The organism is Hydrogenophaga bisanensis, from assembly GCF_042665135.1.
GTDB lineage: Bacteria > Pseudomonadota > Gammaproteobacteria > Burkholderiales > Burkholderiaceae_C > Hydrogenophaga > Hydrogenophaga bisanensis.
Genome location: NZ_JBHTBX010000004.1, coordinates 254,914 through 280,207, shown reverse-complemented (window position 1 = coordinate 280,207; position 25,294 = coordinate 254,914). Strand labels below are relative to the sequence as shown.

Genomic DNA, 25,294 nt, shown 5'->3' with positions numbered 1-25,294 from the left:
ATCAGCGCCCGCCCAGTCCCATCCCGCGGGAGATCACCTCCTTCATGATCTCGTTGGTGCCACCGTAGATCCGCTGCACACGGGCATCGGCGTAAGCGCGGGTGATGGGGTATTCCCACATGTAGCCGTAGCCACCGTGCAGCTGGACGCACTCGTCCATTACCTTGCACTGCAGGTCGCTGCACCAGTACTTGGCCATGCTGGCGGTCGCGGTGTCCAGCTTGTCCTGGCAGATCAGCTCGCAGCACTTGTCGACGAACACCCGTGCCACCTGCACCTCAGTCTGCAGTTCAGCCAGGGTGTAGCGGGTGTTCTGGTAGTTGGCCACCGGCTGACCGAACACCTTGCGGTCCTTCACGTACTGCACCGTCCAGTCGATGGCGGCCTGCGCCGCGGCCACGGCACCGATGGCGATCTGCAGGCGCTCCCAGGGCAGTTGCTCCATCAGGCAGATGAAGCCGCGCCCCTCGAAAGCCTGACCACCCAGCAGGTTCTCCGCCGGCACCTTGACGTTGTCGAAGAACAGCTCCGAAGTGTCCTGCGCCTTCATGCCCATCTTCTTCAGGCGTTTGCCCTTGGAGAAGCCCGGCATACCCTGCTCCACCAGCATCAGGCTGGTGCCCTTGGCCCCGGCCGCCGGGTCGGTCTTGGCCACCACGATCACCAGATCGGCGTGCCAGCCGTTGGTGATGAAGGTCTTGCTGCCGTTGAGCAGGTAGCTGCCATCGGCCTGCTTGATGGCCGTGGTCTTGACGCCCTGCAGATCACTGCCGGCGGCGGGTTCGCTCATCGCAATGGCCCCCACCATCTCGCCACTGGCCAGCTTGGGCAGGTACTTGCGCTTCTGCTCCTCGGTGCCGTAGTGCAGGATGTAAGGCGCCACGATTTCGCTGTGCAAGCCGTAGCCGATGCCCGTCACCCCCGCATGGGCGATTTCCTCCATCTGGGCCACCGAGTACAGCTTGTCGGCGCCGGCACCACCGTATTCCTCAGGCATGGTCATGCACAGAAAGCCGTTCTCCCCTGCCTTGCGCCACACCTCACGGTCCACATAGCCCTGCTCCTCCCACGCCTCATGAAAGGGGGTGATCTCCTTTTCCACAAAGCGGCGGAAACTGTCACGGAAGGCCTCGTGGTCGGCGTTGAACAGGCTGCGTTCGATCATGGGTGTCACCTTTTGGACTGAAGTGGATGATTTTTACAAAGCAAATGCTTGGCAAAAGTCTATACTGATCCGATCGATCCGACCACAGGGGCAGTTCCCCAGGAGACACCATGAGCGAAGCCTTCATCTACGACGCGATCCGCACGCCGCGGGGCAAAGGCAAGAAAGACGGCAGCCTGCACGAGGTCAAGCCGATCAACCTGTTGTCCGGCCTGCTGGCGGAACTGCAGCGCCGCAACGACCTGGACACCGCCGCCGTCGACGACGTGGTCATGGGCGTGGTCTCGCCCATCGGCGAACAGGGGTCGGTCATTGCCAAGGTCGCGGCGCTCAAGGCCGGCTGGGACTGGCGCTGTGCCGGTGTGCAACTCAACCGCTTCTGCGCCTCGGGCCTGGAGGCCGTGAACATGGCCGCCATGAAGGTGCGCAGCGGCTGGGAAGACCTGGTGGTGGCCGGCGGTGTGGAGAGCATGAGCCGCGTGCCCATCGGCTCCGACGGCGGCGCCTGGGCACAGGACCCTGAGACCAACAGCGCCACGCTCTTCGTGCCGCAGGGCATCGGTGCCGACCTGATTGCGACGCTCAACGGTTTTTCCCGGCAGGACGTGGACGCGTTTGCGCTCGAATCCCAGAGGCGCGCCGCCGCGGCCCGTGCCGCCGGTCACTTTGACCGCTCGGTCGTACCGGTCAGGGATGCCATGGACCTGCCCATCCTGGAAAAAGACGAGTTCATCAAGCCCAACACGACGATGGAAGGCTTGGCTGGCCTCAAGCCCGCGTTTGAGCAGTTGGGGGCCATGGGCTTTGATGCGGTGGCTCTGCAGCGCTACCCGCAGGTCGAGCGCATCCACCACGTACACCACGCGGGCAACTCGTCGGGCATCGTGGACGGTGCAGCGGCGATCCTGATCGGCAGTGAGTCTGCCGGCAAGACCCACGGCTTCACACCACGCGCTCGCATCGTGGCCGCCGCCCTGTCCGGCGCCGACCCCACCATCATGCTCACCGGCCCCATGCCCGCGGCGCGCAAGGCGCTGGCCAAGGCCGGCATGAGCATCGACCAGATCGACCTGTTCGAGGTCAACGAGGCCTTTGCCGCCGTGCCCATGAAGTTCATGCAGGAAATGGGCGTGCCGCACGAGAAGGTCAACGTCAACGGTGGCGCCATCGCGCTGGGCCACCCGCTGGGCGCCACCGGCGCCATGATCCTGAATACCCTGGTGGACGAGTTGCACCGCACGGGCCAGCGTTACGGGTTGGCGACCTTGTGTGTCGGTGGCGGCATGGGCATTGCCACCATCGTTGAACGCATCTGAACGACAGCGGAGACCACGCACATGATCACGAAAACCATCCGCTACGAACTGGCCAACGGCATTGCCACCATCACCTTCGACGAGCAGGGCTCGCCGGTCAACACCATGTGCCTGCAATGGCAGGACGACCTGGACGCCATCGCGGCGCAGGTGGCCAGGGACAAGGCCCAGCTCAAGGGCATCGTGCTGGCCTCGGCCAAGAGCACCTTCTTTGCGGGCGCCGACCTCAAGGGCGTGATGCGGTCGACCGCGGCCGACGGCCCGCGCGTTTTCAAAGAGATCGAACGCATCAAGAAGAACTTCCGCACCATCGAGACACAGGGCGTGCCGGTGGTGAGCTGCCTCAACGGCGCGGCGCTGGGCGGTGGATGGGAGGTGGCGCTGGTCGGCCACCACCGCATCGCCGTGAACAACCCCAAGGTCCAGTTCGGCCTGCCCGAAATCACCCTGGGCCTGATTCCAGGCGGTGGCGGCATCACCAAAATGACCCGCGTGCTGGGCCTGATGGCGGCGCAGCCCTACATACTGGAGAGCAAGCTGTTCGGCCCTGAGGAGGCCCTGAAGATCGGTGTGGTGCACGAACTGGTCGCCACAGCAGAGGAACTGCTGCCGCGTGCCCTCGCCTACATCGACGCCGCCCAGGGCAAGCCCGAGGCCTGCACCCATGTCTGGGACCGCAAGGATTACAAGATGCCCGGCGGCACGCCGAGCAACCCCAAGATCGCCGGCATGCTCAGCGTGGCCCCTGCCGTGCTCAAGCAGAAGACCCGCGGTCTCTATCCCGCGCCCGAGGCGGCCCTGGCCGCGATGGTCGAAGGCGCGATGGTGGACTTCGACACCGCCATGCGCATCGAAAGCCGCTACCTGGCCGGCCTGATGGTCGGACCTGTGGCGCGCAACATGATCAACACCTTCTTCTTCAACATGAACGCCATCAAGGGCGGGCAATCCAGGCCGAAGGACGTGGCGAAGTATCAGCCCAGGAAGGTCGGCATCCTGGGCGCCGGCATGATGGGCTCGGGCATTGCCTACGCGCAGGCCACCAAAGGCATCGCCACCGTGCTCAAGGACGTGAGCCTGGAGGCCGCCGAAATGGGCAAGGGCTACACCACGAAGCTCACCCAGAAGCGCGTCGACAAAGGCCAGATGAGCGCCGAGAAGCAGCAGGGCATCCTGAGCCTCATCACCCCCACCGCCAGCGCCACCGACCTCAAGGGCTGCGACCTGATCATCGAAGCCGTGTTCGAGCAGCGCGAACTCAAGGCCACCGTAACCAAGGAGGCCGAGCCCATGCTGGCCGAAGGCGGTTTCTTCGCCAGCAACACCTCCACCCTGCCCATCAGCGGCCTGGCCCAGGCCAGCGCAAAGCCGGCCAAATTTGTCGGCATCCACTTCTTCAGTCCCGTGGACAAGATGAAGCTGGTGGAGATCATCCGCGGCAAGGACACCGACGATGAAACCATCGCTCGCGCCTACGACTACGTGCAGGCGCTGGGCAAACTGCCCATTGTGGTCAACGACTCGCGGGGTTTCTACACCAGCCGCACCTTCGGCACCTTCGTGATGGAAGGCGCGGCCATGCTGGGCGAGGGCATCCCCGCCCCGGTGATCGAGAACGCCGCCATGCAGGCCGGCATGCCCGTGGGCCCGCTGGCGGTGCTGGACGAAACCGCGCTCAGCCTGTCGGTGCATGTGCTGGAGCAGACCCGCCTCGACTTCCAGAAGGATGGCAGACAGTATGTGGCCACGCCGGGCGAAACGCTGGTCGAGCGCATGGTCAAGGAACACAAGCGCCCCGGCCGTGCCGCCGGCGGCGGCTTCTACGACTATCCCGAAGGTGGCAAGAAGCACCTCTGGCCCGAACTCAAAACCCTGTTCGAGAAGCCGGGCCTCGAATGGAACCTGCAGGACGTCAAGGACCGCCTGCTCTATCGTCAGGCGGTGGAAACCGCACGCTGCCTGGTCGAAGGCGTGCTCACCAGCGTGCACGACGGCAACATTGGCTCCATCTTCGGCATCGGCTTCCCGGCCTGGACCGGCGGTGCGCTGCAGTTCATCTACGGCATGGGTTTAGACGCCTTCGAGAAGCGCTGCGCGGAGCTGGCCAACCGCTACGGCAGCGGCTTCGAGCTGAGCGAGGCGGTAAAGTCATCGCTTCGACAACACCAACCCCAGTACTGATTTCATGAAACGCCTCGAAGGAAAAGTCTGCATCATCACCGGCGCCGCACAAGGCATCGGCCTGGCCACCGCACTCAAGTTCGCGCGAGAAGGTGCCACCGTCGTCGTCTGCGACGTCAGGCAGTCAGCCGTTGACGAAGCCGTCAGGCAATGCCAGGCCGAAGGCGCCTCCACCGTCGGCTTCGTCATGGACGTCACCCAGCGCGACATGGTCGATGCCGTCGTGGCACAGGTGAAAGAGCGCTTTGGCCGCATTGACGTGCTGGTCAACAATGCCGGCATCACCCAGGATGCCCGCCTGCAGAAAATGACCCTCGAGCAGTTCGACAAGGTCATCGATGTCAACCTGCGAGGCGTGTTCCACTGCGCCCAGGCCGTGGCCGACCACATGGTCGCCCAGGGTGGCGGCGTCATTCTGAACGCATCCAGCGTGGTGGGCATTTACGGCAACTTCGGCCAGACCAACTACGCGGCCACCAAGTTCGGCGTGATCGGCTTCACCAAGACCTGGAGCCGCGAGCTGGGCCCCAAGGGGGTGCGCGTCAACGCGGTGGCGCCAGGCTTCATCAGCACGCCCATCCTGAGCACCATCCCCGAGAAAGTGATCCAGGAGATGGAGCACCGCGTGCCGCTGCGTCGGCTGGGGAAACCCGAGGAAATCGCCAATGTCTACGCCTTCCTGGCCAGCGACGAGGCAAGCTACATCAATGGCGCGGTGCTGGAGGTTTCCGGTGGCATGAGCGTCTGACATTGCCATCTGAGTGAAGGCCGGCGTGACTCAAATCACGCCGGCCTTCTTATTTTGGGTCCCGGTGGAACCCAGGGGATTGAGAATCGCTCACTTGTGTCGATATGACGACCTCTGGTAGCGGATTGCACGCCAACCTCCCTCCTGTTTCCGATGCACTCCGCCCCCCTCCCTGACACCGAAGCACAGCGTCTGGCCAAGCTGCACAGCTATGGTGTGCTGGATACCCTGCCCCAGACCGCCTTCAACGACATCGTGGCCCTGGCCTCGTCGATCTGTGGCACCCCGGTGGCCCTGATCTCCCTCATCGATCGGGACCGCCAGTGGTTCAAGGCCAAAACCGGCATCGACGTCGAACAGACCGGTCGCGACATCGCGTTCTGTGCCCATGCCATCCTGCAGCCACAACAGGTCATGGTGGTGGAAGATGCCCGCCAGGACGAGCGATTTCGCGACAATCCGCTGCTTGAAGGTGAGCTGGGCCTGCGGTTCTACGCAGGTGCCCCCATCGTGACCGACGACGGCCATGCCCTGGGGACCGTCTGCGTCATCGACACCCAGCCCAGGCAGCTCTCGCCCGCCGCCGAGGAATCCCTGCGAATCCTCTCCCGTCTGGTGGTCAACCTCCTGGAGCATGAGAAGGAACGTCACGCCGAGGAAGCCAGACAGCGCGAAGAGGCGCGTCGGGCCCGCGACGTTCTCATGGCGATGGCGGTGTCGACGCTCGACCTGATTGCCTACATCGACCGCGACGAGCGCTACCAGGCCGTGAACCAGACCTGGCTGACCTACTGGGGATGCGACGAGAGCAAGGTCATCGGCATGCACGTCCGTGATCGTGTCGGCCCGGCGGTCTATGAGAACGAAATCGCTCCCCTGATCAGGCGTGCGCTGTCGGGGGAACTGGTCAGGTATCAGCACCTGGTCCGGTTCCACGCGCGCGGCCCCCGGTTCATGGAGATTTCGCTGATGCCGGATACGGATGCCTCCGGAACCGTCAGGGGCCTGATCCTGCGCAGCCACGACATCCACCTTCAGCATGAGCGCGAACAGGAACTCAAGGAAGCCCTCTCTGCCCTGGAGCAGCGGACGCTCGAACAACAGCGATTCATCCAGGTGCTCTCTCACGACCTGCGAGAGCCTGTGAACGCTGTCCGCAACTTTTCGACCTTGCTGACCACCGACCACCTGCAGGAGCTATCAGCCCCTGCGCAGCGCTACCTCGGTTTTGTCACCAAGGGTGGCGAGCGCATGTCCCGCATGCTGGACGATCTGACCGACCTGCTGCAGCTGGATGGCTACACGCCAAAAGTGGTGGACATGGACACGCGCGCACTGGTGTCTCAGGTCATGGAAGAGCTGCATGAGGCCATCGAGCAAAGTGGTGCCCTCATCACCACCAGCCCGCTGGATACGCTGCGAGCCGACCCTGCCCTGCTGCGGATCGTCCTGTTCAACTACATCGGCAACGCCCTGAAGTTCCGGCACCAGGACCGGCCGCCCCAGATTCATATCGAGACGGTGCCCGTCGATGACGGCATGGAACTGAGCGTCACCGACCACGGCCTCGGCATCCCCGAAGACCAGCAAGCGGGCATTTTCGACATGTTCCGACGGCTGCACACCCGCCAGCGGTTCGACGGTGCCGGTCTGGGCCTGTCCCTGTGCCGACGCATCGCCCAACTGCACGGCGGGCGTGTTACCCTGCATTCCACCCTCGGGCGGGGAAGCCGTTTTGGCATCGTGCTTCCTCCGACCGTCCCCGGAGAACCTGCATGACCCCCATCGAACGCATCATCCTGGTCGACGACAACGAGGCCGACAACGTCTACCACGAGATCATGATCCGCAAGGCAGGATTCACCGGTCAGGTGCTGGTGTTCGAGACCGGCGTGCTGGCGCTCGACTTCCTGCGGTCGGACCCTCTGACGACGCCCAGCTGCATCTTCCTGGACATCAACATGCCGATGCTCGATGGCTTCGAAGTCGCCGAGGAAGCCACACCGCTGTTGGCGGGCAAGCCCACGGTCCTCCTCATGATGCTGACCTCATCGGACTCTCCAGCCGACCGTGCCCGGGCCGCGGCTCTGCCGGTCATCCAGGGCTATCAGACCAAACCGCTGACGGTGGCTTCCGTGCGGGAGATCCTCGAACGCGGTCTTTGAGCGGTCTGGGGCGCCCGATAATCGGTACATGCCCCTGGCCGCCCCCTTGCCCCCCGCCGACGAAGCCCCCTCAGCACCGAGATCGGTGCTGGACCTGTTCCTGGCCTTCACCTGGCTGGCCCTTCAGGGCTTCGGTGGCGTACTGGCCGTTGTGCAACGCGAACTGGTCGAGAAGAAGCGCTGGCTCACCCGCGAGCAGTTCATTGAAGACTGGGCGGTCGCCCAGATCATGCCGGGCCCCAACGTGGTCAACCTGTCCCTGATGATCGGGGGCCGCCACTTCGGCCCGCGCGGCGCGCTCGCCGCCCTCGCCGGCATGCTGCTGGCCCCTCTTGTGGTGGTCCTCATTCTGGCGGTGCTGTATGGCACGGTGGCCGAGCACCCGCTGGCGCAGGGCGCCCTTCGGGGCATGGGTGCCGTGGCCGCCGGTTTGATCACGGCGACCGGGATCAAGCTGGTGACGGCCCTGGATCGCAACCCGATGGGCCAGGCGGTCTGCCTGATCCTCGCCGTCCTGACTTTCGTGGCCATCGCCTTGTTGCGCTGGCCCCTGGCTTGGGTACTGGCCGGCATCGGCAGCGTGGCCTGTCTGTGGGCCTACCGTGTGCTGGGCAGGATGGAGGTCCTGCGGTGATGAGCTTTGGCTGGCCGGACTGGGCCTCGCTGTTCGCCCATTTCGCCTCGCTGTCGCTGCTGGCGGTCGGTGGCGCCATCACCACGGCACCCGACATGCACCGCTACCTGGTCGGCGAGCAAGGCTGGCTCAGCAACGAACAGTTCTCGGCCTCGATTGCGCTGTCGCAGGCGGCACCAGGACCCAACGTGCTCTTCGTGGCCCTGCTCGGGTGGAATGTGGGGCTGAATGCGGCCGGTGGACCGGCCGCAGGCCTGACCGCGTGGTGGATGGCCTTGCTGGGCGTACTGGTGTCCATGAGCGCGACACTGCTGCCCTCCTCGGTGCTGACTTACGCGGCCACCCGCTGGGCACATCGCAACCGGGAACTGCGCAGCGTCCGCGCGTTCAAGGCTGGCATGGCGCCGATCGTGATCGCCTTGCTCGTGGCCACGGGCTGGCTGCTCAGCGCAGCCCATGACCAGCCCGCCAGGGACTGGCCCTTGTGGCTGCTCACCGCGGCCAGTGTCCTGCTGGTCTGGAAGACGCGGCTGCACCTGCTCTGGCTGATCGCCGCCGGCGGCTGCCTCGGCGCCGCCGGACTCGTCTGAACCAGCTTACTTGTCGCGCTGCAAGCCCGCCAGCCCCTTGATGTCCAGGGCGGCACCGGCGGCCCTGACAGCATCCATGCCGGCGCCAGCTCCCTCGATCTCCACCATCACACCGTTGGGCAGCAGCATGGCCATCTCGCTGCGACCGCCGTCCTTGCTGTACTCCTCGCGGAAAGAAATGCCATCCTTCTGGTAGATGCGCTCAACCTCATCCTGGGTCTCGCGATTGACCGTCGAGGAGGCCCACGCACCCATGGCCATGGTCAGGGCCGGTACCGCGCCAATGTCCTGCACCCGCAACTCGACACCCTGACCGTCCTTGTCGTAACCGGCTGACACGCTGGAAAAACTCATGCCCATGGCCTGATCTGACCGTGCCTCCAGAGATTGCCGGGACATGCCCGCCAGCTTCTCGGGCACAAACCGCTGCAGCGCATCCGGTGCCAAGGGCTTGCCGCCCTGCCCCCCCAAGGCAGCCCCCATCATTTCGCCCAGCGCCTTGTTGGCGCCTGCCTGGTCACCCCGGGCCTGTGCTTCCTCCATCTTCTTGCCGGCCTCCTCCATCTTGCGCGCGGCCTCTTCCAGCTTGGCCGTGTCGACTGTCACCTCGCTGCCCGGCACCTTGAAAGTCACGTTGCCGTCCGAGCGCCCCATGTGGCCCATCATGCCCGGACCACCACCCGTGAACAGGGCGCTGACCGCTCCCATCACCAGGCCCGCGACCACGCCGCAAAGAATGAGCACTGCGGTGTATCCCACCGCCTTGCCCTCCGGTGCCTTCATCATCACGGGAATGCCGGTGTAGATCAGGTAGATCGAATACAGGGCCGCCAGCAGACCCAGCATGGAAAGAGCCGGCAGCAGATTGAAGATTCCGCCGAGCAAGCCCGCCGTGGAACCATAGGCCACCAGCTTGACGGCGTTGGGCAGGTTCTTCTCACCCTGGAAAGTCGGTGCCAGCGCGTTGGCAATCAAGCCCAGCACGTAAACCATCACCAGTGTCAGCACGAAACCGACCACCAGGTTGACCAGGCCCGTGACGATCGGGACCCGAAAGCTCATGCCGAAGCCACCCACCCCCACCAGGCTCAGGCCGATGAAGGTTGCCAGCGACGATACCGCCGCCAGATAGACCACATAGTTCTTGAACAGCCCCGGAACGTCCGATGGCTCCTGGGCAATCGTTTGCCAGGTATCCCTGGGCTTGAGCAAGATGTCCTGGACTCGCTGGACAAGGTTCATGACTCCACCTCCTGTGCTGGTTGATTAATCCTTACGGATTATGGTGTCCGGCACAGGAAATGGCCACCGCAGACATCCCCCCGGCGGGCGGCGTGCGATCAGCGGCGCTGGCGCAAGGCCTCGTACAGGCAGACGCCGCTGGCCACCGACACGTTCAGGCTCTCGACCGCCCCCTTCATGGGAATGCTGACGAGTTCATCACAGGTCTTGCGGGTGAGCTGGCGCATGCCCGGACCCTCGGCACCCAACACCAAGGCCACCGGCCCCTTCAGGTCCACCTCATACACCGTCCTGGGGGCATCGCCACTGGTTCCGATGACCCAGATGTTGCGTTCCTTGAGCTCGCCCAAGGTACGCGCCAGGTTGGTCACCATGAAATACGGCATGGTTTCGGCTGCACCGCTGGCCACCTTGGCCACCGTCGCGTTGATGCCCACCGCGTGGTCCTTGGGCGCGATCACAGCGTGGGCGCCAGCGCCGTCGGCCACACGCAGGCAAGCCCCCAGGTTGTGCGGATCGGTGACACCGTCGAGCACCAGCAGCAACGCCGGTTCACCGCTGGCCTCCAGCTGATCCAGCAGATCATCCAGCGATGTGGCCTGCTCGACCGCCTGCACCCGCGCGGCCACACCCTGATGACCATGACTGCCCGCCAGCTTGGCGATGCGCAGACCGTCGGCTTCGATCAGGCGAACACCCGCCTCGCGCGCGCGGTCAAGAAACTGTCGCATGCGCTGGTCGCGCCGTGACGCGTCGAAGTACACCTCGATGATGGACGCAGGCGCGGTCTTCAGACGCACACCCACGGCATGGAAACCGAACAGAACTTTGGGAGCAGACATGCCCCCATTATCCCCGCGACGCTGCCATGCGCTCAGTCGACGCTGGCCACCTGCCCCGCCTCGATGGTGATGCGGTGCTCGCAGCGGGCCGCGATCGCGCGGTCGTGGGTCACCAGAACCAGGGTGGTACCCAATTCGCGGTTGAGCTCGAACATCAGTTCCATCACCTTTTCGCCGGTGGCAAAGTCCAGGCTGCCGGTCGGCTCATCGGCCAGCAGCACCGCCGGGTGCACCACAAAAGCCCTGGCCAGGGCCACCCGCTGCTGTTCGCCACCCGACAGCACCTTGGGGTAATGCGACAGCCGCTGCCCGAGCCCCACGCGCTCCAGCATCCGGGTGGCGGCCTGGCGCGCATCCCGCCGGCCGGCCAGCTCAAGGGGCAGCATCACGTTCTCCAGCGCGGTCAGGTTGCCCAGCAGCTGGAAACTCTGGAAGACAAAACCGATCTTCTCTGCACGCAGGGCGGCACGCTGGTCCTCGTCCAGGGCAAAAAGATCCACCCCGTCGATGACCACCGCCCCTTTCGAGGGCACATCCAGGCCGGCGATGATGGACAGCAAGGTGCTCTTGCCGGAACCGGATGCCCCCACAATGGCCGCCGACTGCCCGCGACGCAGAGAAAAGTCGATGTCGCGCAGAATGTCGAGCGTGCCCGTGGCATCGGTGACGGACTTGAAGACATGCCGCACGGCAATGATTTCGTTGGCGGGCGCTGGTGTCATGACAGAGATGGAAGGTTCATGAAGTGAAACGACGACACTTTAACGTGACGATGGTGCTGACCCTGGGCGGCGGGGCATTCCTGCCAGTACGCGCCCAGAAACCCAAAGGAACCGGTGCCACCGGTCCCATTCTGGTGGTCGGTGACTCGCTGAGTGCCGAGTACGGCATCCGCCGTGGCAGCGGCTGGGTGGCACTCCTGCAAGAGCGCCTGCAGACACAGAAGGTTCCCGCCACGGTGGTGAACGCCGGCATCAGCGGGGACACGACCTCAGGCGGACGATCGCGCCTGCCGGCCCTGCTCAGCCAGCACAAACCAGCCATCGTGGTCATCGAACTCGGTGCCAACGACGCCCTGCGCGGTCTGCCACTGACCATGACACGCGAGAACCTCACCGACATGGTGCGACAGTCCCGCCAGGCGGGCGCGCGCGTACTGCTCGTTGGCATGGAGATGCCACCCAACTACGGCGCCCGCTACACCCAGGAGTTCCGCGACATGTTCACCAGCGTGGCCAAAGCCGAGAAGGTGCCGCTGGTGCCGTTCCTGCTGCGCGGCGTGGCCGATGCCCCCGACGCCCTGAGCCTGTTCCAGAGCGATCGCATCCACCCCAACGAAAAGGCCCAACCCATCCTGCTGGACAACGTCTGGCCTGAACTGCGCAAACTGCTGCAGACCTGAGGGCACCGATAATCGGGCATGCCCGTCAGAACCCTGCCTGCCACCGAAGCCCTGTCACGCCTGGGCGACTTCGACACCGTCATCGATGCCCGAACCGAGGACGAGTATGCCCTCGACCATGTGCCTGGCGCCATCAACTGGCCGACCCTGGACAACCAGGAGCGCATCGACATCGGCACGATGTACAAGCAGGTCAACGCGTTCGAAGCCAAGAAGCGAGGTGCAGCGATCGCGGCCCGCAACATCGCAGCCCACATCGAGCGTCATGTCCTGGACAAGCCCAAGGACTGGAAGCCGCTGGTCTACTGCTGGCGCGGAGGCAACCGCAGCGGCTCACTGGCGACCATTCTGGGAGCCATCGGCTTTCAGGTCACGCTCATCGAAGGAGGCTACAAAGCCTGGCGTGCGGCCCTGGTGGACGACATGCCCCGACTGGCGCAGCGCCTGAATTTCCGCGTGGTCTGCGGCCCCACGGGTAGCGGCAAGACCCGCCTGCTGCAGGCCCTGGCCGGCCAGGGTGCCCAGGTGCTGGACCTCGAAGCGATCGCCTGCCACCGCAGCTCGGTGCTGGGGCACATACCCGGGGTGCCACAGCCCAGCCAGAAAGCCTTCGACCGCCTGATCTGGGATGCCCTGCAGCGCTTCGACCCTGCCCGCCCCGTGTTTGTGGAGAGCGAAAGCAAGAAAGTCGGCAACCTGCGTGTGCCCGACGCCCTCATCGAAGCGATGCGCGGCAGTCCCTGCATCGACCTGCGCCTGCCCGACGAGGAGCGGGTGGCGCTTCTGCTCGAAGACTACGATTTCTTCGTGAAGGACACCGCCCACTTCTGCGAGCGGCTCAAGGCCCTTACCGAGCTGCGTGGACACGCGGTGGTCGACCGCTGGATTGAACAGGTTCAGGCGGGCCAGATCCCGGCGGTGGTGCTGGACCTGCTGGTCAGCCACTACGACCCTCTCTACATGGCATCCATCCGTCGCAACTTCCGGCAATATGACCAGGCGGACGTGATCGCCCTGCCCGACCGCTCAACCACAGCGTTGCAGGAGGCGGCCCGGCAACTCGTCACCGGCCAGGCCTCAGCCGTCTGACCGCATCGTCGACAGTGCCTGCGCCAGATCGGCCTTGAGGTCTTCCTCGCCTTCCAGACCGACCGCAAAGCGCACCAGCCCCCCTTTGTGAGGCCAGCGGGTAGCTGAACGGATGGCCGGGACATCGTAGGGAGCGCACAGGCTGATGGGGCCGGCCCAGCTCCACCCCAGCCGGAACAGCTGCAGCCGGTCACAGAAGGCATCCACCTGCGCCTGGCTGAAACGTTCTTCAAACACCACGCTGAACAGGCAGGCCGCCGCCCGCGCATCCCGCCGCCATGCCTCATGTCCGGGTGAGCCCGCCAGCGCAGGATGAAGGACTTGAGCCACCCCCGGCTGGGTCTGCATCCACGTCGCCAGCTCCCGCGTGGCAGCATCCTGGGCCTGATAACGCAGGGTCAAGGTGGGCAGGCCACGCAGCACCAGTTCGGCGTCGTTGGCGCCCACGCCCAAGCCCAGACGCATGTGGGTCAGCAAGACCTGCCGGTGCAGGTCTTCGTCCGCCGTCACCACCGAACCCATGAGCACATCGGCCCCGCCACTGGGGTACTTGGTCAGCGCCTGCATGGACACGTCCACACCGAGCTCGAAGGCACCGAACGCCAGCCCGGCGCCCCAGGTGTTGTCCAGCGCTGAAATGATGGGGCGTGAGCGCCCTTCATTGGCCCGACGGATCACAGCCACCAGCGCCGGAATGTCAGGAAATTCCAGGGTGATGGACCCCGGTGCCTCAATCCAGACCAGGCGCGTGGCCGGCGTGATCTTGGCCGCCAGATCGGCGGGGTCCATAGGGTCGTAGTAGCGGTGCTCGATGCCCCAGGCCTTGAGCTCCACACTGGCGAACGCCTTGTTGGGGCCGTAGGCGTTGTCGGGAATCAGCAGTTCATCGCCCTGCCGAAGAAAGGCCATGTCCACCAGGGACACCGCAGACAGACCGCTGGGCGCCAGTACGCAGTAGCGCCCTCCCTCGATGGTGGCGATCCTCTCCTCCAGAATGAAGGTGGTGGGTGTGCCATGGAGACCGTAGGTATAGCCGCTCTTGTCCTTCCAGTCCTGAGTCCGCAAGGCCTTCACATTGGGAAAGAACACCGTGGACGCCTTGTGCACGCCCGGCGCCACCGCGTCAAAGCCATCGGGTGCTCGGTAGGCATGATGGATCAGCTGGGTGGACAGGTCGGTCATGGCAGTGGTTCCAAATGAGGATGATCAATGACAAACGGCCCGCAAACGGGCCGCCATCTTCATGAGAGCAGGTGGTCGGAGAGCCTCAAGCTCATACCTTCCATTTCTCGATCAGTTGCGCCGGGCGCATGCTGTCGTAGCTTTCGAAGGGCTGATGGATCCAGGGGTTGGTCGGCAGAAATTCCACCGAGTAGTCTGGCGTGAACACCGAAACCGCCTTGGTCCAGATCACGGCACTGCGCAACTCGGTGATCGGCTGATAGTGGTTTTTCAGGGTGTCGATCACCGCACGCAGGGTATGACCCGAGTCCGCCAGGTCGTCGACCAGCAGGACCCGGCCAGCGATCTCGCCTTTGGGCGTCGTGATGTAGCGGGCAATGTCGAGCTGCCCCTGCACGGTCCCGGCATCGGCGCGGTAAGAACTGGTCGACATGATGGCCAGCGGCTTGTCGAAGATGCGCGAGAGGATGTCACCGGGGCGCATCCCGCCACGGGCCAGACACAGGATGGTGTCGAACTCCCACCCCGACTGGTACACCTTGATCGCCAGCTTTTCGATGAGGTTGTGGTACTCGTCGTACGACACGTACAGGTGTTTGCCGTCTTCGGTCAGCATGGGCGCTCCGCGGTGGGGGATGGTGGAATTCTGCAGAAAAACCGGGCCCTGGGTATCAGGCCTGGTACGGATGGCGGATCAGGATGGTGTGATCCCGATCCGGGCTGGTGGAGACGACGTGGATCGGCACGCCGGTGGTCTCCTGGATACGGTCCAGATAGCGCCGGGCGTTGGCCGGCAGGTCCTCGTAGCGTGTGACCCCCACCGAAGACTCGGTCCAACCAGGCAGCGTCTCATAGACCGGCTGGCAGCGGGCAATCTCGTCCGCGCCCATGGGCAGGATATCGATCTGCTCGCCGTCAAGTTCGTAACCCACGCAGAGCTTCAGCTCGGGCAGCCCGTCCAGCACATCCAGCTTGGTGATGCAAAGACCAGACAGTCCGTTGACCTGGGCCGAGCGCTTGAGCAGTGCGGCATCGAACCAGCCACAGCGGCGCGACCGGCCGGTCGTCACGCCCTTTTCGGCGCCCACGGTGCTCATGTGCCAGCCCGGCGTGCCTTCCTTTTCCCACTCCAGCTCGGTGGGGAATGGACCTCCGCCCACGCGCGTGCAATAGGCCTTGGTGATGCCCAGAACGTAATGCAACAGGCCAGGACCGACACCGGCACCCGCGGCCGCATTGCCGGCGACGCAGTTGCTGGAGGTGACGAAGGGATAGGTGCCATGATCGACGTCCAGCAAGGTGCCCTGTGCACCCTCGAACAGCAGATTGGACCCGGCCTTGTTCGCCTCATTGAGCTCGCGTGACACGTCGGCGATCATCGGCTTGAGCTGCTCTGCCTGGGCCATGGCTTCGGCATAGACCGGCTCGAACTGGATTTCGCCGTCCTTCATGTAGCCGGCCAGTTTCTCGTCCCAGACCATGTCGGCCGAATGCAGGAAGGTGGTCAGCACATGGTTGTGCAGAGCCAGCAGTTCACGCAGCTTGGCCGCAAAACGCTCGGGGTACTTCAAGTCCTGCACGCGCAATGCGCGGCGGGCGATCTTGTCTTCATAGGCAGGACCGATGCCTCGACCCGTCGTGCCGATCTTCTCGGTGCCGGCCTTGACTTTGGCCGCCTCGCGGGCGATGTCGATGGCCGCGTGGAACGGCAGGATCAGCGGACAGCCCTCGCTCACGCGCAGGCGCGATCGGACCTCGACCCCGGCTTTCTCCAGACCGGCGATTTCCTCGAACAGCTTGCCCACCGACAGCACCACGCCATTGCCGATGTAGCACTTGACCCCGGGACGCATGATGCCACTGGGGATCAGGTGAAGCGCGGTCTTGACCCCATTGATCACCAGCGTGTGGCCCGCGTTGTGGCCACCCTGGAAGCGCACCACGCCCTGGGCCGTTTCGGTCAGCCAGTCGACCAGCTTGCCCTTGCCCTCATCACCCCACTGGGTGCCCACCACGACCACGTTGCGCCCGGGTTGCACGGCGCTCTTGCTGTTCATCATCTCTGCTGATTCCGATTAGAGGGTTTTGAGGGTCCAGGCTCCGCTGGCGGGGTCTTTGACCAGTTCGCGGTCACACAGGAACTCGTCGACTTCGTGATCGTGGCCTGGCAGCGCACAAACCACGGTCTGTCCCTGCTGGCGCAATTCGGCAATGGCCTGACGCAGGCTGGCGTCGGTGCCCCAGGGCGCCCGGATGGCCGCCACCAGCGGACGGGGCGCGACCGCCGACACCAGTTCCTTGAGATCCAGACTGAATCCGACCGCAGGACGCTTGCGGCCAAAAATGGCGCCGACCTCGTCGTAGCGGCCACCCCGGGCCAGTTCCAGCGGCTCGCCACGTCGGCCACGCGCGAACACGGCAAAGCGCATGCCCGTGTAGTACGCGTAGCCGCGCAGGTCCGCCAAGTCGATGGTGACCGCCATGCCTCTGACCTGACTGGCCAGCCAGGAAAGGCTGTCCAGAGCCTCGTGCAAGGCCGGCGATGGCTGCAAGCGCTGGCGTGCCTCCTCAAGGATCGAGGCGTCGCCAAACAGGCGCGTCAGGGTGACAAGATCCCGTTGCACCGTGTGCGGCAAACCCTCGGACAGTGCGGTCAATGCCGACACATCCTTGGCGGCCAACGCCGTATGGATCGACAGAACGCGTGAGGGGTCCAGCGAGACGGGCGCCATGACCGCATCGATCACCCGGACATCGGCCATGTCCAGCTGAAGCCCATCGAGTCCGGCCGCCGCCAGACAGGCCTGGGCCAGCTCCAGCGCCTCAAGATCGGCCTCACGACCGCCATGACCGTAGATTTCGGCGCCGAACTGCAGAGGCTCCCGACTGGCACCGGGACGGTCCACCCGCGTATGCACCACTGGGCCACAGTAGCACAGGCGAGTGACCCCGAGGCGGTTGAGCAAATGGGCATCAATGCGCGCCACCTGCGGCGTGCTGTCCGCACGCAGCCCCAAGGACCTGCCTGAGAGCTGATCCACCAGTTTGAACGTGTGCAGACCCAGCGCTTCACCCGTGCCCGTCAGGAGCGACTCCAGGTGTTCCAGGAGAGGCGGCATGACGAGCTCATAGCCGTAGCCCCGGGCCGTATCGAGCAGGCTCCTGCGAAGTTCTTCGATGTGCCGCGCCTCGGAAGGCAGGACATCGGCAATGTGATCCGGGAGAACCCAGGCGGACATGGAAATTCAGGGGGCTGTTAAAAACGTGATTTTACCGGTGAAGTGGACGCAGATCCGCACCCGGATCGGCGGCAGGCTGTCGACCCGCCTGCTCAGCCCCGGCGGTCAGTTGCCGGACCACCACCAGACCAGCAGGCCCAGCGCCACGGTGACCAGCCCGTAGAAACGGATCTGGCCGTCCTGCAACCTCATCAACTCGGAAAACACACGGCGCCACAGACCCGGCGCGACGAGGGGCAGCAGCCCCTCGAAGACCAACACCAGCGCAAGGGCCGCCCAGAGGACGTCGTCCACCGACGCCGCTGGATCAGCGCTGCGTGGCAGGATTGCTGCCGCGCAGGGATTTGAAGAACTCGCTGGACGGATCCACCACCATCACGTCCGACTTCTTGGCGAAGCTGGCCTTGTAGGCATCCAGGCTGCGGTAGAACTGCGCGAACGCCGGATCGCGGCCGAAGGCCTCGTTGTAGACGGCGGCCGCCTTGGCATCGCCCTCACCCTTGATCGTCTGCGCCTGCTTGTAGGCTTCAGCCACGATGGTCTCGCGCTGACGGTCCGCCTCGGCACGGATCTTCTCGCCCTCGGCGAAACCGGTCGACCGCAGCTCGTTGGCCACGCGCTTGCGCTCGGCCTCCATCCGGTCATAGACCGAACGGGTGATCGTGTCGGCGTAGTCCACACGCGTGATGCGAACATCCACGACGTCAACGCCCCAAGGCTTCTGTTCGTCGCGCACCGCTTCCAGCACTTCCTTGCGGACATCCGCCATCAGCTGCTCACGCTGGGTGTTCAGCAGGTCCTTGAGGGTGCGCTTGTTGACTTCCTGCTGGAACGAGTTTCGCACCACGCGGTTGAGCTGAAGGGCACCGGCAGCCTCATTGAGACCCACATTGCGGATGTACGCCTGCGGATCGCTGATGCGCCAGCGCACATACCAGTCGATCACCACGCGCTGCTTCTCGGCGGTCAGCGTGGGTTCCGTGTCGTTGCTCTCCAGCGTCAGCAGACGCTTGTCGATGTAGGACACGTTCTGGAAAGGAGGTGGCAACTTGAAGTTCAGCCCGGGCTCGGTCACCACCTGCTTGATCTGTCCCAGCTGGAACAGCACACCGAACTGGCGCTGGTCGACAACGAACAGCATGGAACTGGCCAGGGCCAGTGCCACCAGAACCGACGAAACGAGAAATCCGATCTTGTTCATGATGAAGTCTTCTCCCTGCGTTTTCAGCGGCTCTCACGCTCACGCGAACGGGCGGAACCAGCCGCACTGCCCGTGGCAGGCGTCGACGGAGAGGTCGACGACGGGGGGGATACGGTCACCGGCGAAGTTGCCGGTGCCACCGCGCCAGCCGACTGGATGATCTTGTCCAACGGCAGGTACAGCAGATTCGATCCGGCCTTCGAGTCCACCATCACTTTGGTCACGTTGGTGTAGATCTCCTGCATGGTGTCGAGGTACATGCGCTCACGGGTCACCTGGGGCGCCTTTTGATACTCCGCCAGCACCGAGCTGAAGCGTTGCGAGTCACCTTGGGCCTGAGCCACGATGCGAGCCCGGTAGCCTTCCGCCTCTTCCAGCAATCGGGACGCGGTACCGCGGGCGCGCGGCACCACATCGTTCGCATAGGCCTCGGCCTCGTTCTTTGCGCGGTCCCGTTCCTGGCTGGCCTTGAGCACGTCGTCAAAAGCCGCCTGCACCTGTTCTGGCGGACGCACCCCGCCCTGCTGGAGGTTGACGCCGGCGATTTCGATGCCCACGTTGTAGCGGTCGAGAATGGTCTGCATGAGGTTGCGCACACGCGGCGCGATCTGGTCTCGCTCCTCGGCCAGGACCGCATCCATCTTCATCTTGCCAACCACCTCGCGCACGGCGGTCTCGGCCGCCTTCACCACGGCGGCATCCGGATCACGGCTCTCGAACAGGAAGGCCCGCGCGTCACTGAGTCGGTACTGCACCACAAACTTGATGTCAACGATGTTCTCGTCCTCGGTCAGCATCGACGATTCGCGAATGCCGGTGGCCGGAACGATGGTGTCCCTGCCCACGTCGACCGAACGCAACTGCGTGACAAAAACGGTTTCATGGCGCTGGACGGGATAAGGCAGTCGCCAGTTGAAGCCTGCGCCGACGGTGCTGTGGTACTTGCCGAACTGCGTGATCACCGCCTGCTGGCCTTCCTGCACGATGAAGAACCCCGTGCCCAGCCAGATCAGCACCGCCACACCGGCGATCAGCCCGACGCCAATGCCCGCCGATTTGGGGCTGGGGTTGAAACCGGGGCTTCCCCCTCCCTGACCACCACCGGATCTTCCGCCGCGACCACCCTGCCCGCTACCGAGCAAACCGCCGAGCTTGCGATTGAAGTCGCGCCAGAGCTCATCCAGGTCGGGCGGCCCCTGGTTCGGACCACCGGGGCGCTGGCCGCGCTGACCGGAGCGATCCGGCTCATCCTGAGCCTCTGGGCGAGGCCGCTGCTCCGGCGAAGCACCTTCGTCATCACCCCGACCCCAACGTGGATCGTTCAGGTTGAACATGCCCGGCATGCTGCGCTGCAGGCGAAACACCATCCTCTGCAACAGGGTGGCTTGGCTGGCCGGACGATTCATTTGCACATCCATGTGTAAGGATTTCCGTTCAGATCAGTGTCGGATCGATATTTGCCATTGTGCCCAATCACGGGCAACCGTCTTCACCATCGCCCTGATGGCCGCCGGACACAGGGGACTTGTCCTGGGCACTGGCCAGTGCGCGTTCAGCCAGCAGAGCCCGAAGCTCATCGAGGCCGACGCCCGTGCGTGCGCTCAGGAAAATACGAGGCACCTGCTGCCCGCCAAGTTCCACGCAATCGGACAATACCAGAGGCTGTCGGTCAGGTTCGACGGCATCGAGTTTGTTGAAGACCAGAACCTGTGGGATTTCGCCCGCGCCGATCTCCCGCAGGACCTCTTGCACCGAGGCAATCTGCTCCGGGTGTCCCGGATTCGAGGCATCGACCACATGCAGCAGCAGGTCGGCATCGGCGGCTTCCTGCAGCGTGGCGGCGAACGCATTGACCAGCCCGTGTGGCAGATCGCGGATGAAACCGACGGTATCCGACAGGGAAACCGATCGACCGGCCTCACCGAGATACAGCTGCCGGGTGGTGGTGTCCAGCGTGGCAAAGAGCTGGTCGGCCGCGTAAGCCCGCGCCTTGACGAGCGCGTTGAACAAGGAAGACTTGCCTGCGTTGGTGTAGCCCACCAGCGATATGTTGAAGGCGTCCCTGCGCTCGCGCTGGCGACGCTGCGTGGCCCGCTGGCGCTTGACCTTGTCCAGCCGGTCGCGTGTGCGCTTGATGGCATCGCCAATCATGCGACGGTCCAGCTCGATCTGGGTCTCGCCGGGGCCGCCCCGCATGCCAATGCCACCGCTTTGGCGCTCCAGGTGGGACCAGCGTCTGACCAGACGTGTCTGCAGGTACTGAAGCCTCGCCAACTCCACCTGCAGTTTGCCTTCGTGGCTGCGGGCCCGCTGGGCGAAGATTTCCAGGATGAGCAGCGTACGGTCGTTGACCGCCAGGCCCAGATGACGCTCCAGATTGCGCTGCTGGGCAGGGCTGAGCGCCTGGTCGAAAAGCACCTCCGTGGCGCCGGTGCTCTCTGCCAGCATGCGAATTTCGTCGGCTTTGCCTGACCCGACAAACAGCGCGGGGTCGGGGGCTCGACGCTTGCAGGCGACCCGACCAGCGACCGAATAGCCAGCAGTCTGAGCGAGCAGACCGAGCTCTTCGAGCTCACTGTCGAAATGTGGCAAACCGAAGTCCACACCAACAAGAATGACCGATGGCGTGGCGGACTTGGACGGGGCGGACTGGGTCAAAAGTATGCGTCAGGCCGCCACCACCGGACCGGTGTGCGGCCCGCTCTCGTGGGCTTGATGATCAGGAGGAAGCCGATTCGTCTTGCTGAGCCACGCTGAACTGGACAGGGCGACCAGGAACGATGGTGGAGATGGCATGTTTGTAAACCATCTGGGTGACTGTGTTGCGAAGCAGAACGACGTACTGGTCAAAGGACTCGATCTGGCCTTGCAGCTTGATCCCGTTGACCAGATAGATCGACACGGGCACATGCTCCCGGCGAAGCTGGTTGAGGAACGGGTCTTGCAAAAGCTGGCCTTTGTTATTGCTCACGATATGCTCCGTGTTCAGATAGAACGGGTTGATAGGACTCGCACAATACCACAGGCGGTCACCCGGTGCGCTGCCGACACCGGGTTCAGGTCTCTTCGTAAGGGTTGTGCGATGTCTTGAACTCGATGCGCAAGGGCGTACCCACCAGGTCGAAGGCCTTGCGGAACCGCCCTTCCAGGAACCGCCGGTAGACCTCCGGCACGTTCTCCAGCGAGTTGCCGTGGATCACGATCACCGGCGGGTTCATGCCGCCCTGGTGGGCGTAGCGCATCTTGGGTCGGTACATGCCTGTCTTGGGCGGCGCCTGGAAGGCCACCGACTCCTGCAGCAGTCGTGTGAGCATGGGCGTCGACATCTTGCGCATCGCAGAGGCATGCGCCTGGGCAATCGACTTCCAGAGCGGACCCAGGCCCTGTCGCTTGCGCGCCGAAATCAGATGAAGCGGCGCAAACTTGAGAAATGACAGGCGGTTCTCCACCTGCCGCTCCACCTGCTCGCGCTGATAGGCATCCACCGCGTCCCACTTGTTGATCGCCAGCACCACCGCGCGACCGCTCTCCAGGATGTAGCCCGCGATATGGGCATCCTGATCGGTCACCCCCTGGGTGGCATCGAGCAGCAACAGGACCACATGCGCACTCTCGATGGCTTGCAGCGTCTTCACAACCGAGAACTTTTCGATCGCCTCGAACACCCGGCCCTTGCGCCGCAGGCCGGCGGTATCGATGAGCTCGAACTTGCGGCCATTTCGCTCGAAAGGCACACTGATCGCGTCCCGGGTCGTTCCCGGCATGTCAAAGGCGACCAGCCTTTCCTCGCCCAGCCAGACATTGATGAGCGTGGACTTGCCGACATTGGGCCGCCCAGCCACGGCCAGTCGAATGGTCGCATCCGGCGCCTGAGCTTCGTCCAGATCGCCATCAGCACCGTCATCCTCGGGCAAAGGCAGCATGTCCAGCGCCTTGTCCAGCATGCTGCGGATACCCTGACCGTGTGCCCCGGAGACCGGAAACACCTCGCCCAAGCCCAGCTCGAAGAACTCCACCAGTTGCAAGCCCTGGGTCATGCCCTCGGCCTTGTTGGCCACCAGCAGGGTGGGCTTGCCGAGACGGCGCAAATAATTGGCGATCTCATGATCCTGGGCAGACAGCCCCGCACGTGCGTCCACCACGAAAATCACCACATCGGATTCGGCCACCGCCTGGCGTGTCTGCTTGGCCATTTCCCGATAGATGCTGCCTTCACCGGCATCGGGCTCAAAGCCCCCGGTGTCGATCACGATGAACTCTCGACTGCCTGCCCGTCCATTGCCGTAGTGACGATCGCGCGTCAACCCGGCGAAATCGGCAACGATCGCATCACGGGTGCCCGTCAGACGATTGAACAAGGTCGATTTGCCCACATTGGGCCGTCCGACAAGAGCAATGACAGGCTTCAAGAACAACCTTTCAGGTTTCGTAGATCAACAACCGCCATCATTGTGGCTGCCAGGCGTAGATGCCGCCATTGCGCGTCTGCACGATCAGCGACGGGCCTGCCAGCAAGGGAGCCCCGACGATGGGAGAACCGTCGGTGGACAACCGCGTCATCTCCGATCCATCCTCGCGCGAGACCAGATGCACCAACCCCGACGAGTCCCCGAAAGCCACCACCCTGCCCAAGGCCTGGGGTGCACCCAGATCGCGCCATTTCAGACGGTCATTGGTCCATGCGGGCTCTCCGTTGCTGCGCCGCCAGGCGCGCATCACCCCGTCACCGTCCGCTCCAAACACGAGATCCGCATCGCCATGCACCCCTGCCGGACCGCTGGCCACGCGGGTCCACACCAGGGTGCCGCGGTCGGCATCCACACAACCCACAGCAGCACCATAGGCCCGGACACACAGGTTGCTGCCCTGTCGGCTGAAGGGAGCCACGATGTCCACCAGACGTTCAACCTCATTGGTGCCTCTTGAGGTGGCCACCGTGGCCTCCCAACGGAAGCTGCCGTTGAGCGGATTGAGACCGGTCAGCCTGCCCGACAACCCAGCCACCAGCGTGTCCCCCACTGCGGTCAACACGCCGGGCTGCTGCAGCACCAGTGGCTCGCCAGGGCGTTGCTGCGACCACAGCCGAGCGCCCGTCCGTCCGTCATAGGCCAGGACGGTTCTCTCGCCCGTGAGGACAAACACGCGTTTGCCAGCCACCAGTGGTGTGCTGAAGGCCCGCGCCGGCAACCTGACCCGCCACAATTCACGACCATTGTCGATGGCCACCAGGTCATTGCGGGTCGTCACGACGGCCGCGGTATCCCCGTCGGAACCGACCCCGGTGGTGGCTGGCGCATCCAGCCGCATGCGCCAGAGCTCGCGCCCTGTCCCAGCATCGATGGAAAACACCTGATTGTCTGCGCCGGCCACGAACAGTCGGCCAGCCGCCACCGTCGGAACCGCTTGACCGGGGACACGCCCAACCTGGGCCGACCACACCAGCTTGGTGCCGATCAACGACGCCACGGGCGGCAGGTTGGCCGGCTTGGGGCGCTCTGCCGTCGACGAACAGGCGGCGAGCAACGCCGCACTGAGCAGCGCCGCCAAAAGTGACCGATAGGGACGCGAGGTCGCTTGTGCCATGTTCAGGGCTCCTTGGACGCGGTCAGGGCGGCCGCAGCCACCCCCAGGGAAGCCAGCTTGACCTCGACCAGTTTGCGGTACGGATTGCGTTCACCCAGCGACTTCCAGGCGCTCTCGAAGTGCTTGCGCGCCTCGTCCGGCTTGCCTTGGGCCAGCAGGATGTCTCCACGACGATCCTCGAACAGCCCCTGGAAGTCGGCGGGCACCTTGCCATCAAGCCGCTTCAGCGCCTGCTCGTGCTGCCCCGCCTCAAGCTCCAGGGCCGCCAGGCGCAAACGGGCCACCGCCTGATAGGCTTCATCGGCCCCCTTGTCCACCACCCAGCTCAACGCCGAGCGGGCAGCATCCTGCTTGCCCTGCTCGTGAAAGGCCTTGGCAGCCAGCAGCGCCCCCTGAGAGGCCTGCGTGGTCGAGCCGAAACCCTCCCTGAGCTTGCCAAGGGCATCCTCCAGCCGCGCCGTATCCCGTGCCTCGGCTGCGCGCTCCAGCTCGTCGTGCAGCACCGCCGCCTTGGTGGACTGGGAACGCTCCCAGTAACGCCAACCATTCCAGGCGGCCATCGCACCGAGCACGATGATCAGGACCCAGGTGATCAGGTTGCCATACTGGGCCCAGAAGTGTTTGATTTGGTCGAGCTGTTCCTGCTCTTCGAGGTCGAGGTGTTTGGCCATGATGTATTGGAGAACTTGCCCGGATTGTATGCAGGGGGCGTTGT

The 25,294-nt window shown here is 64.4% G+C and carries 25 protein-coding genes; 9 read left to right on the top strand and 16 right to left on the bottom strand.

The window, feature by feature from the left end; translation table 11 throughout:
* Position 1: 1 nt before the first annotated feature.
* A complete protein-coding gene (locus ACFQNJ_RS08285; protein ID WP_374642904.1) occupies positions 2-1,165 on the bottom strand; it encodes an acyl-CoA dehydrogenase family protein in 1,164 nt (387 codons plus the stop codon).
* Positions 1,166-1,275: 110 nt separating this feature from the next.
* Between ACFQNJ_RS08285 and ACFQNJ_RS08280 the strand changes: the two genes are divergently transcribed.
* From ACFQNJ_RS08280 to ACFQNJ_RS08250, 7 genes are all read left to right on the top strand, one after another.
* On the top strand, positions 1,276-2,481 hold the full coding sequence (locus ACFQNJ_RS08280; RefSeq protein WP_382255927.1) for an acetyl-CoA C-acetyltransferase: 1,206 nt from the start codon (positions 1,276-1,278) through the stop codon (positions 2,479-2,481).
* A 21-nt stretch (positions 2,482-2,502) separates the two neighbouring features.
* Positions 2,503-4,662 (top strand): 3-hydroxyacyl-CoA dehydrogenase NAD-binding domain-containing protein, encoded by a 2,160-nt coding sequence (locus ACFQNJ_RS08275; protein WP_382255925.1) that lies wholly within the window; start codon positions 2,503-2,505, stop codon positions 4,660-4,662.
* 4 nt (positions 4,663-4,666) lie between these two features.
* Positions 4,667-5,410, top strand: a complete 744-nt coding sequence (gene fabG / locus ACFQNJ_RS08270; RefSeq protein WP_382255922.1) for a 3-oxoacyl-ACP reductase FabG — start codon at positions 4,667-4,669, stop codon at positions 5,408-5,410.
* Between the two features lie 153 nt (positions 5,411-5,563).
* Positions 5,564-7,189 (top strand): sensor histidine kinase, encoded by a 1,626-nt coding sequence (locus ACFQNJ_RS08265; RefSeq protein WP_382255920.1) that lies wholly within the window; start codon positions 5,564-5,566, stop codon positions 7,187-7,189.
* Complete coding sequence (locus ACFQNJ_RS08260; protein WP_382255917.1) at positions 7,186-7,575, top strand: response regulator; 390 nt, start codon at positions 7,186-7,188, stop codon at positions 7,573-7,575. Before ACFQNJ_RS08265 ends, ACFQNJ_RS08260 begins: the two co-directional genes overlap by 4 nt.
* 28 nt (positions 7,576-7,603) lie before the next feature.
* Complete coding sequence (locus ACFQNJ_RS08255; RefSeq protein ID WP_382255915.1) at positions 7,604-8,209, top strand: chromate transporter; 606 nt, start codon at positions 7,604-7,606, stop codon at positions 8,207-8,209.
* Complete coding sequence (locus ACFQNJ_RS08250) at positions 8,209-8,799, top strand: chromate transporter (RefSeq protein WP_382255913.1); 591 nt, start codon at positions 8,209-8,211, stop codon at positions 8,797-8,799. The genes ACFQNJ_RS08255 and ACFQNJ_RS08250 overlap by 1 nt, the downstream gene beginning before the upstream one ends.
* Positions 8,800-8,805: 6 nt before the next feature.
* Here ACFQNJ_RS08250 and ACFQNJ_RS08245 read toward each other — a convergent pair whose 3' ends face one another.
* The 3 genes from ACFQNJ_RS08245 to ACFQNJ_RS08235 form a co-directional block, all read right to left on the bottom strand.
* Positions 8,806-10,041 (bottom strand): Yip1 family protein, encoded by a 1,236-nt coding sequence (locus tag ACFQNJ_RS08245; RefSeq protein ID WP_382255910.1) that lies wholly within the window; start codon positions 10,039-10,041, stop codon positions 8,806-8,808.
* A 98-nt stretch (positions 10,042-10,139) separates the two neighbouring features.
* The gene (gene rlmB / locus ACFQNJ_RS08240; RefSeq protein WP_382255907.1) at positions 10,140-10,883 is read right to left on the bottom strand and encodes a 23S rRNA (guanosine(2251)-2'-O)-methyltransferase RlmB; all 744 of its coding nucleotides are present in this window, start codon (positions 10,881-10,883) and stop codon (positions 10,140-10,142) included.
* Positions 10,884-10,915: 32 nt separating this feature from the next.
* On the bottom strand, positions 10,916-11,605 hold the full coding sequence (locus ACFQNJ_RS08235; protein ID WP_374640532.1) for an ABC transporter ATP-binding protein: 690 nt from the start codon (positions 11,603-11,605) through the stop codon (positions 10,916-10,918).
* A gap of 50 nt (positions 11,606-11,655) precedes the next feature.
* On the opposite strand from ACFQNJ_RS08235, the gene ACFQNJ_RS08230 reads away from it, so the two are divergent.
* Both ACFQNJ_RS08230 and mnmH read left to right on the top strand, forming a co-directional pair.
* The gene (locus ACFQNJ_RS08230; RefSeq protein WP_382256045.1) at positions 11,656-12,285 is read left to right on the top strand and encodes an arylesterase; all 630 of its coding nucleotides are present in this window, start codon (positions 11,656-11,658) and stop codon (positions 12,283-12,285) included.
* Positions 12,286-12,303: 18 nt separating this feature from the next.
* Complete coding sequence (gene mnmH / locus ACFQNJ_RS08225) at positions 12,304-13,374, top strand: tRNA 2-selenouridine(34) synthase MnmH (protein ID WP_382255905.1); 1,071 nt, start codon at positions 12,304-12,306, stop codon at positions 13,372-13,374.
* Here mnmH and ACFQNJ_RS08220 read toward each other — a convergent pair.
* From ACFQNJ_RS08220 to ACFQNJ_RS08165, 12 genes are all read right to left on the bottom strand, one after another.
* Positions 13,363-14,556 carry a cystathionine beta-lyase gene (locus ACFQNJ_RS08220; RefSeq protein ID WP_382255902.1) on the bottom strand — a complete coding sequence of 398 codons (1,194 nt, stop codon included), beginning with the start codon at positions 14,554-14,556 and terminating at the stop codon, positions 13,363-13,365. The genes mnmH and ACFQNJ_RS08220 overlap by 12 nt on opposite strands.
* Positions 14,557-14,647: 91 nt before the next feature.
* On the bottom strand, positions 14,648-15,172 hold the full coding sequence (locus tag ACFQNJ_RS08215) for a phosphoribosyltransferase (RefSeq protein WP_374640529.1): 525 nt from the start codon (positions 15,170-15,172) through the stop codon (positions 14,648-14,650).
* A gap of 55 nt (positions 15,173-15,227) precedes the next feature.
* On the bottom strand, positions 15,228-16,616 hold the full coding sequence (locus ACFQNJ_RS08210; RefSeq protein WP_382255899.1) for an adenylosuccinate synthase: 1,389 nt from the start codon (positions 16,614-16,616) through the stop codon (positions 15,228-15,230).
* 15 nt (positions 16,617-16,631) lie between these two features.
* Positions 16,632-17,795 (bottom strand): ATP phosphoribosyltransferase regulatory subunit, encoded by a 1,164-nt coding sequence (locus ACFQNJ_RS08205; RefSeq protein WP_382255897.1) that lies wholly within the window; start codon positions 17,793-17,795, stop codon positions 16,632-16,634.
* A gap of 105 nt (positions 17,796-17,900) precedes the next feature.
* Positions 17,901-18,089 (bottom strand): DUF2065 domain-containing protein, encoded by a 189-nt coding sequence (locus ACFQNJ_RS08200; protein WP_382255895.1) that lies wholly within the window; start codon positions 18,087-18,089, stop codon positions 17,901-17,903.
* A gap of 13 nt (positions 18,090-18,102) precedes the next feature.
* On the bottom strand, positions 18,103-18,996 hold the full coding sequence (gene hflC, locus ACFQNJ_RS08195; RefSeq protein WP_382255892.1) for a protease modulator HflC: 894 nt from the start codon (positions 18,994-18,996) through the stop codon (positions 18,103-18,105).
* Positions 18,997-19,019: 23 nt separating this feature from the next.
* Complete coding sequence (hflK, locus tag ACFQNJ_RS08190; RefSeq protein WP_382256043.1) at positions 19,020-20,363, bottom strand: FtsH protease activity modulator HflK; 1,344 nt, start codon at positions 20,361-20,363, stop codon at positions 19,020-19,022.
* Positions 20,364-20,469: 106 nt separating this feature from the next.
* Entirely contained in the window at positions 20,470-21,654 is a 1,185-nt protein-coding gene (gene hflX / locus ACFQNJ_RS08185) for a GTPase HflX (protein WP_382255889.1), read from the bottom strand.
* 61 nt (positions 21,655-21,715) lie between these two features.
* Positions 21,716-21,985, bottom strand: coding sequence for an RNA chaperone Hfq (gene hfq / locus ACFQNJ_RS08180; RefSeq protein ID WP_374640545.1), 270 nt, complete (start codon positions 21,983-21,985; stop codon positions 21,716-21,718).
* A 67-nt stretch (positions 21,986-22,052) separates the two neighbouring features.
* Positions 22,053-23,405 (bottom strand): ribosome biogenesis GTPase Der, encoded by a 1,353-nt coding sequence (gene der, locus ACFQNJ_RS08175; RefSeq protein WP_382255886.1) that lies wholly within the window; start codon positions 23,403-23,405, stop codon positions 22,053-22,055.
* A 37-nt stretch (positions 23,406-23,442) separates the two neighbouring features.
* Positions 23,443-24,579, bottom strand: coding sequence for an outer membrane protein assembly factor BamB (gene bamB, locus ACFQNJ_RS08170; RefSeq protein ID WP_382255883.1), 1,137 nt, complete (start codon positions 24,577-24,579; stop codon positions 23,443-23,445).
* A 2-nt stretch (positions 24,580-24,581) separates the two neighbouring features.
* A complete protein-coding gene (locus ACFQNJ_RS08165; protein ID WP_382255880.1) occupies positions 24,582-25,250 on the bottom strand; it encodes a YfgM family protein in 669 nt (222 codons plus the stop codon).
* Positions 25,251-25,294 lie beyond the last annotated feature (44 nt).

What these genes read in the sequence shown, in the direction of transcription:
- ACFQNJ_RS08255 (WP_382255915.1), top strand. Translation starts at nt 7,604, where the DNA reads ATGCCCCTGGCCGCCCCCTTGCCCCCCGCCGACGAAGCCCCCTCAGCA.
- ACFQNJ_RS08220 (WP_382255902.1), bottom strand. Translation starts at nt 14,556, where the DNA reads ATGACCGACCTGTCCACCCAGCTGATCCATCATGCCTACCGAGCACCC.
- ACFQNJ_RS08230 (WP_382256045.1), top strand. Translation starts at nt 11,656, where the DNA reads ATGGTGCTGACCCTGGGCGGCGGGGCATTCCTGCCAGTACGCGCCCAG.
- ACFQNJ_RS08245 (WP_382255910.1), bottom strand. Translation starts at nt 10,041, where the DNA reads ATGAACCTTGTCCAGCGAGTCCAGGACATCTTGCTCAAGCCCAGGGAT.
- bamB (WP_382255883.1), bottom strand. Translation starts at nt 24,579, where the DNA reads ATGGCACAAGCGACCTCGCGTCCCTATCGGTCACTTTTGGCGGCGCTG.
- ACFQNJ_RS08215 (WP_374640529.1), bottom strand. Translation starts at nt 15,172, where the DNA reads ATGCTGACCGAAGACGGCAAACACCTGTACGTGTCGTACGACGAGTAC.
- ACFQNJ_RS08265 (WP_382255920.1), top strand. Translation starts at nt 5,564, where the DNA reads ATGCACTCCGCCCCCCTCCCTGACACCGAAGCACAGCGTCTGGCCAAG.
- hflC (WP_382255892.1), bottom strand. Translation starts at nt 18,996, where the DNA reads ATGAACAAGATCGGATTTCTCGTTTCGTCGGTTCTGGTGGCACTGGCC.
- ACFQNJ_RS08235 (WP_374640532.1), bottom strand. Translation starts at nt 11,605, where the DNA reads ATGACACCAGCGCCCGCCAACGAAATCATTGCCGTGCGGCATGTCTTC.
- mnmH (WP_382255905.1), top strand. Translation starts at nt 12,304, where the DNA reads ATGCCCGTCAGAACCCTGCCTGCCACCGAAGCCCTGTCACGCCTGGGC.
- ACFQNJ_RS08260 (WP_382255917.1), top strand. Translation starts at nt 7,186, where the DNA reads ATGACCCCCATCGAACGCATCATCCTGGTCGACGACAACGAGGCCGAC.
- ACFQNJ_RS08250 (WP_382255913.1), top strand. Translation starts at nt 8,209, where the DNA reads ATGAGCTTTGGCTGGCCGGACTGGGCCTCGCTGTTCGCCCATTTCGCC.
- ACFQNJ_RS08165 (WP_382255880.1), bottom strand. Translation starts at nt 25,250, where the DNA reads ATGGCCAAACACCTCGACCTCGAAGAGCAGGAACAGCTCGACCAAATC.
- ACFQNJ_RS08210 (WP_382255899.1), bottom strand. Translation starts at nt 16,616, where the DNA reads ATGATGAACAGCAAGAGCGCCGTGCAACCCGGGCGCAACGTGGTCGTG.
- hflK (WP_382256043.1), bottom strand. Translation starts at nt 20,363, where the DNA reads ATGGTGTTTCGCCTGCAGCGCAGCATGCCGGGCATGTTCAACCTGAAC.
- fabG (WP_382255922.1), top strand. Translation starts at nt 4,667, where the DNA reads ATGAAACGCCTCGAAGGAAAAGTCTGCATCATCACCGGCGCCGCACAA.
- rlmB (WP_382255907.1), bottom strand. Translation starts at nt 10,883, where the DNA reads ATGTCTGCTCCCAAAGTTCTGTTCGGTTTCCATGCCGTGGGTGTGCGT.
- ACFQNJ_RS08285 (WP_374642904.1), bottom strand. Translation starts at nt 1,165, where the DNA reads ATGATCGAACGCAGCCTGTTCAACGCCGACCACGAGGCCTTCCGTGAC.
- ACFQNJ_RS08205 (WP_382255897.1), bottom strand. Translation starts at nt 17,795, where the DNA reads ATGTCCGCCTGGGTTCTCCCGGATCACATTGCCGATGTCCTGCCTTCC.
- ACFQNJ_RS08275 (WP_382255925.1), top strand. Translation starts at nt 2,503, where the DNA reads ATGATCACGAAAACCATCCGCTACGAACTGGCCAACGGCATTGCCACC.
- ACFQNJ_RS08280 (WP_382255927.1), top strand. Translation starts at nt 1,276, where the DNA reads ATGAGCGAAGCCTTCATCTACGACGCGATCCGCACGCCGCGGGGCAAA.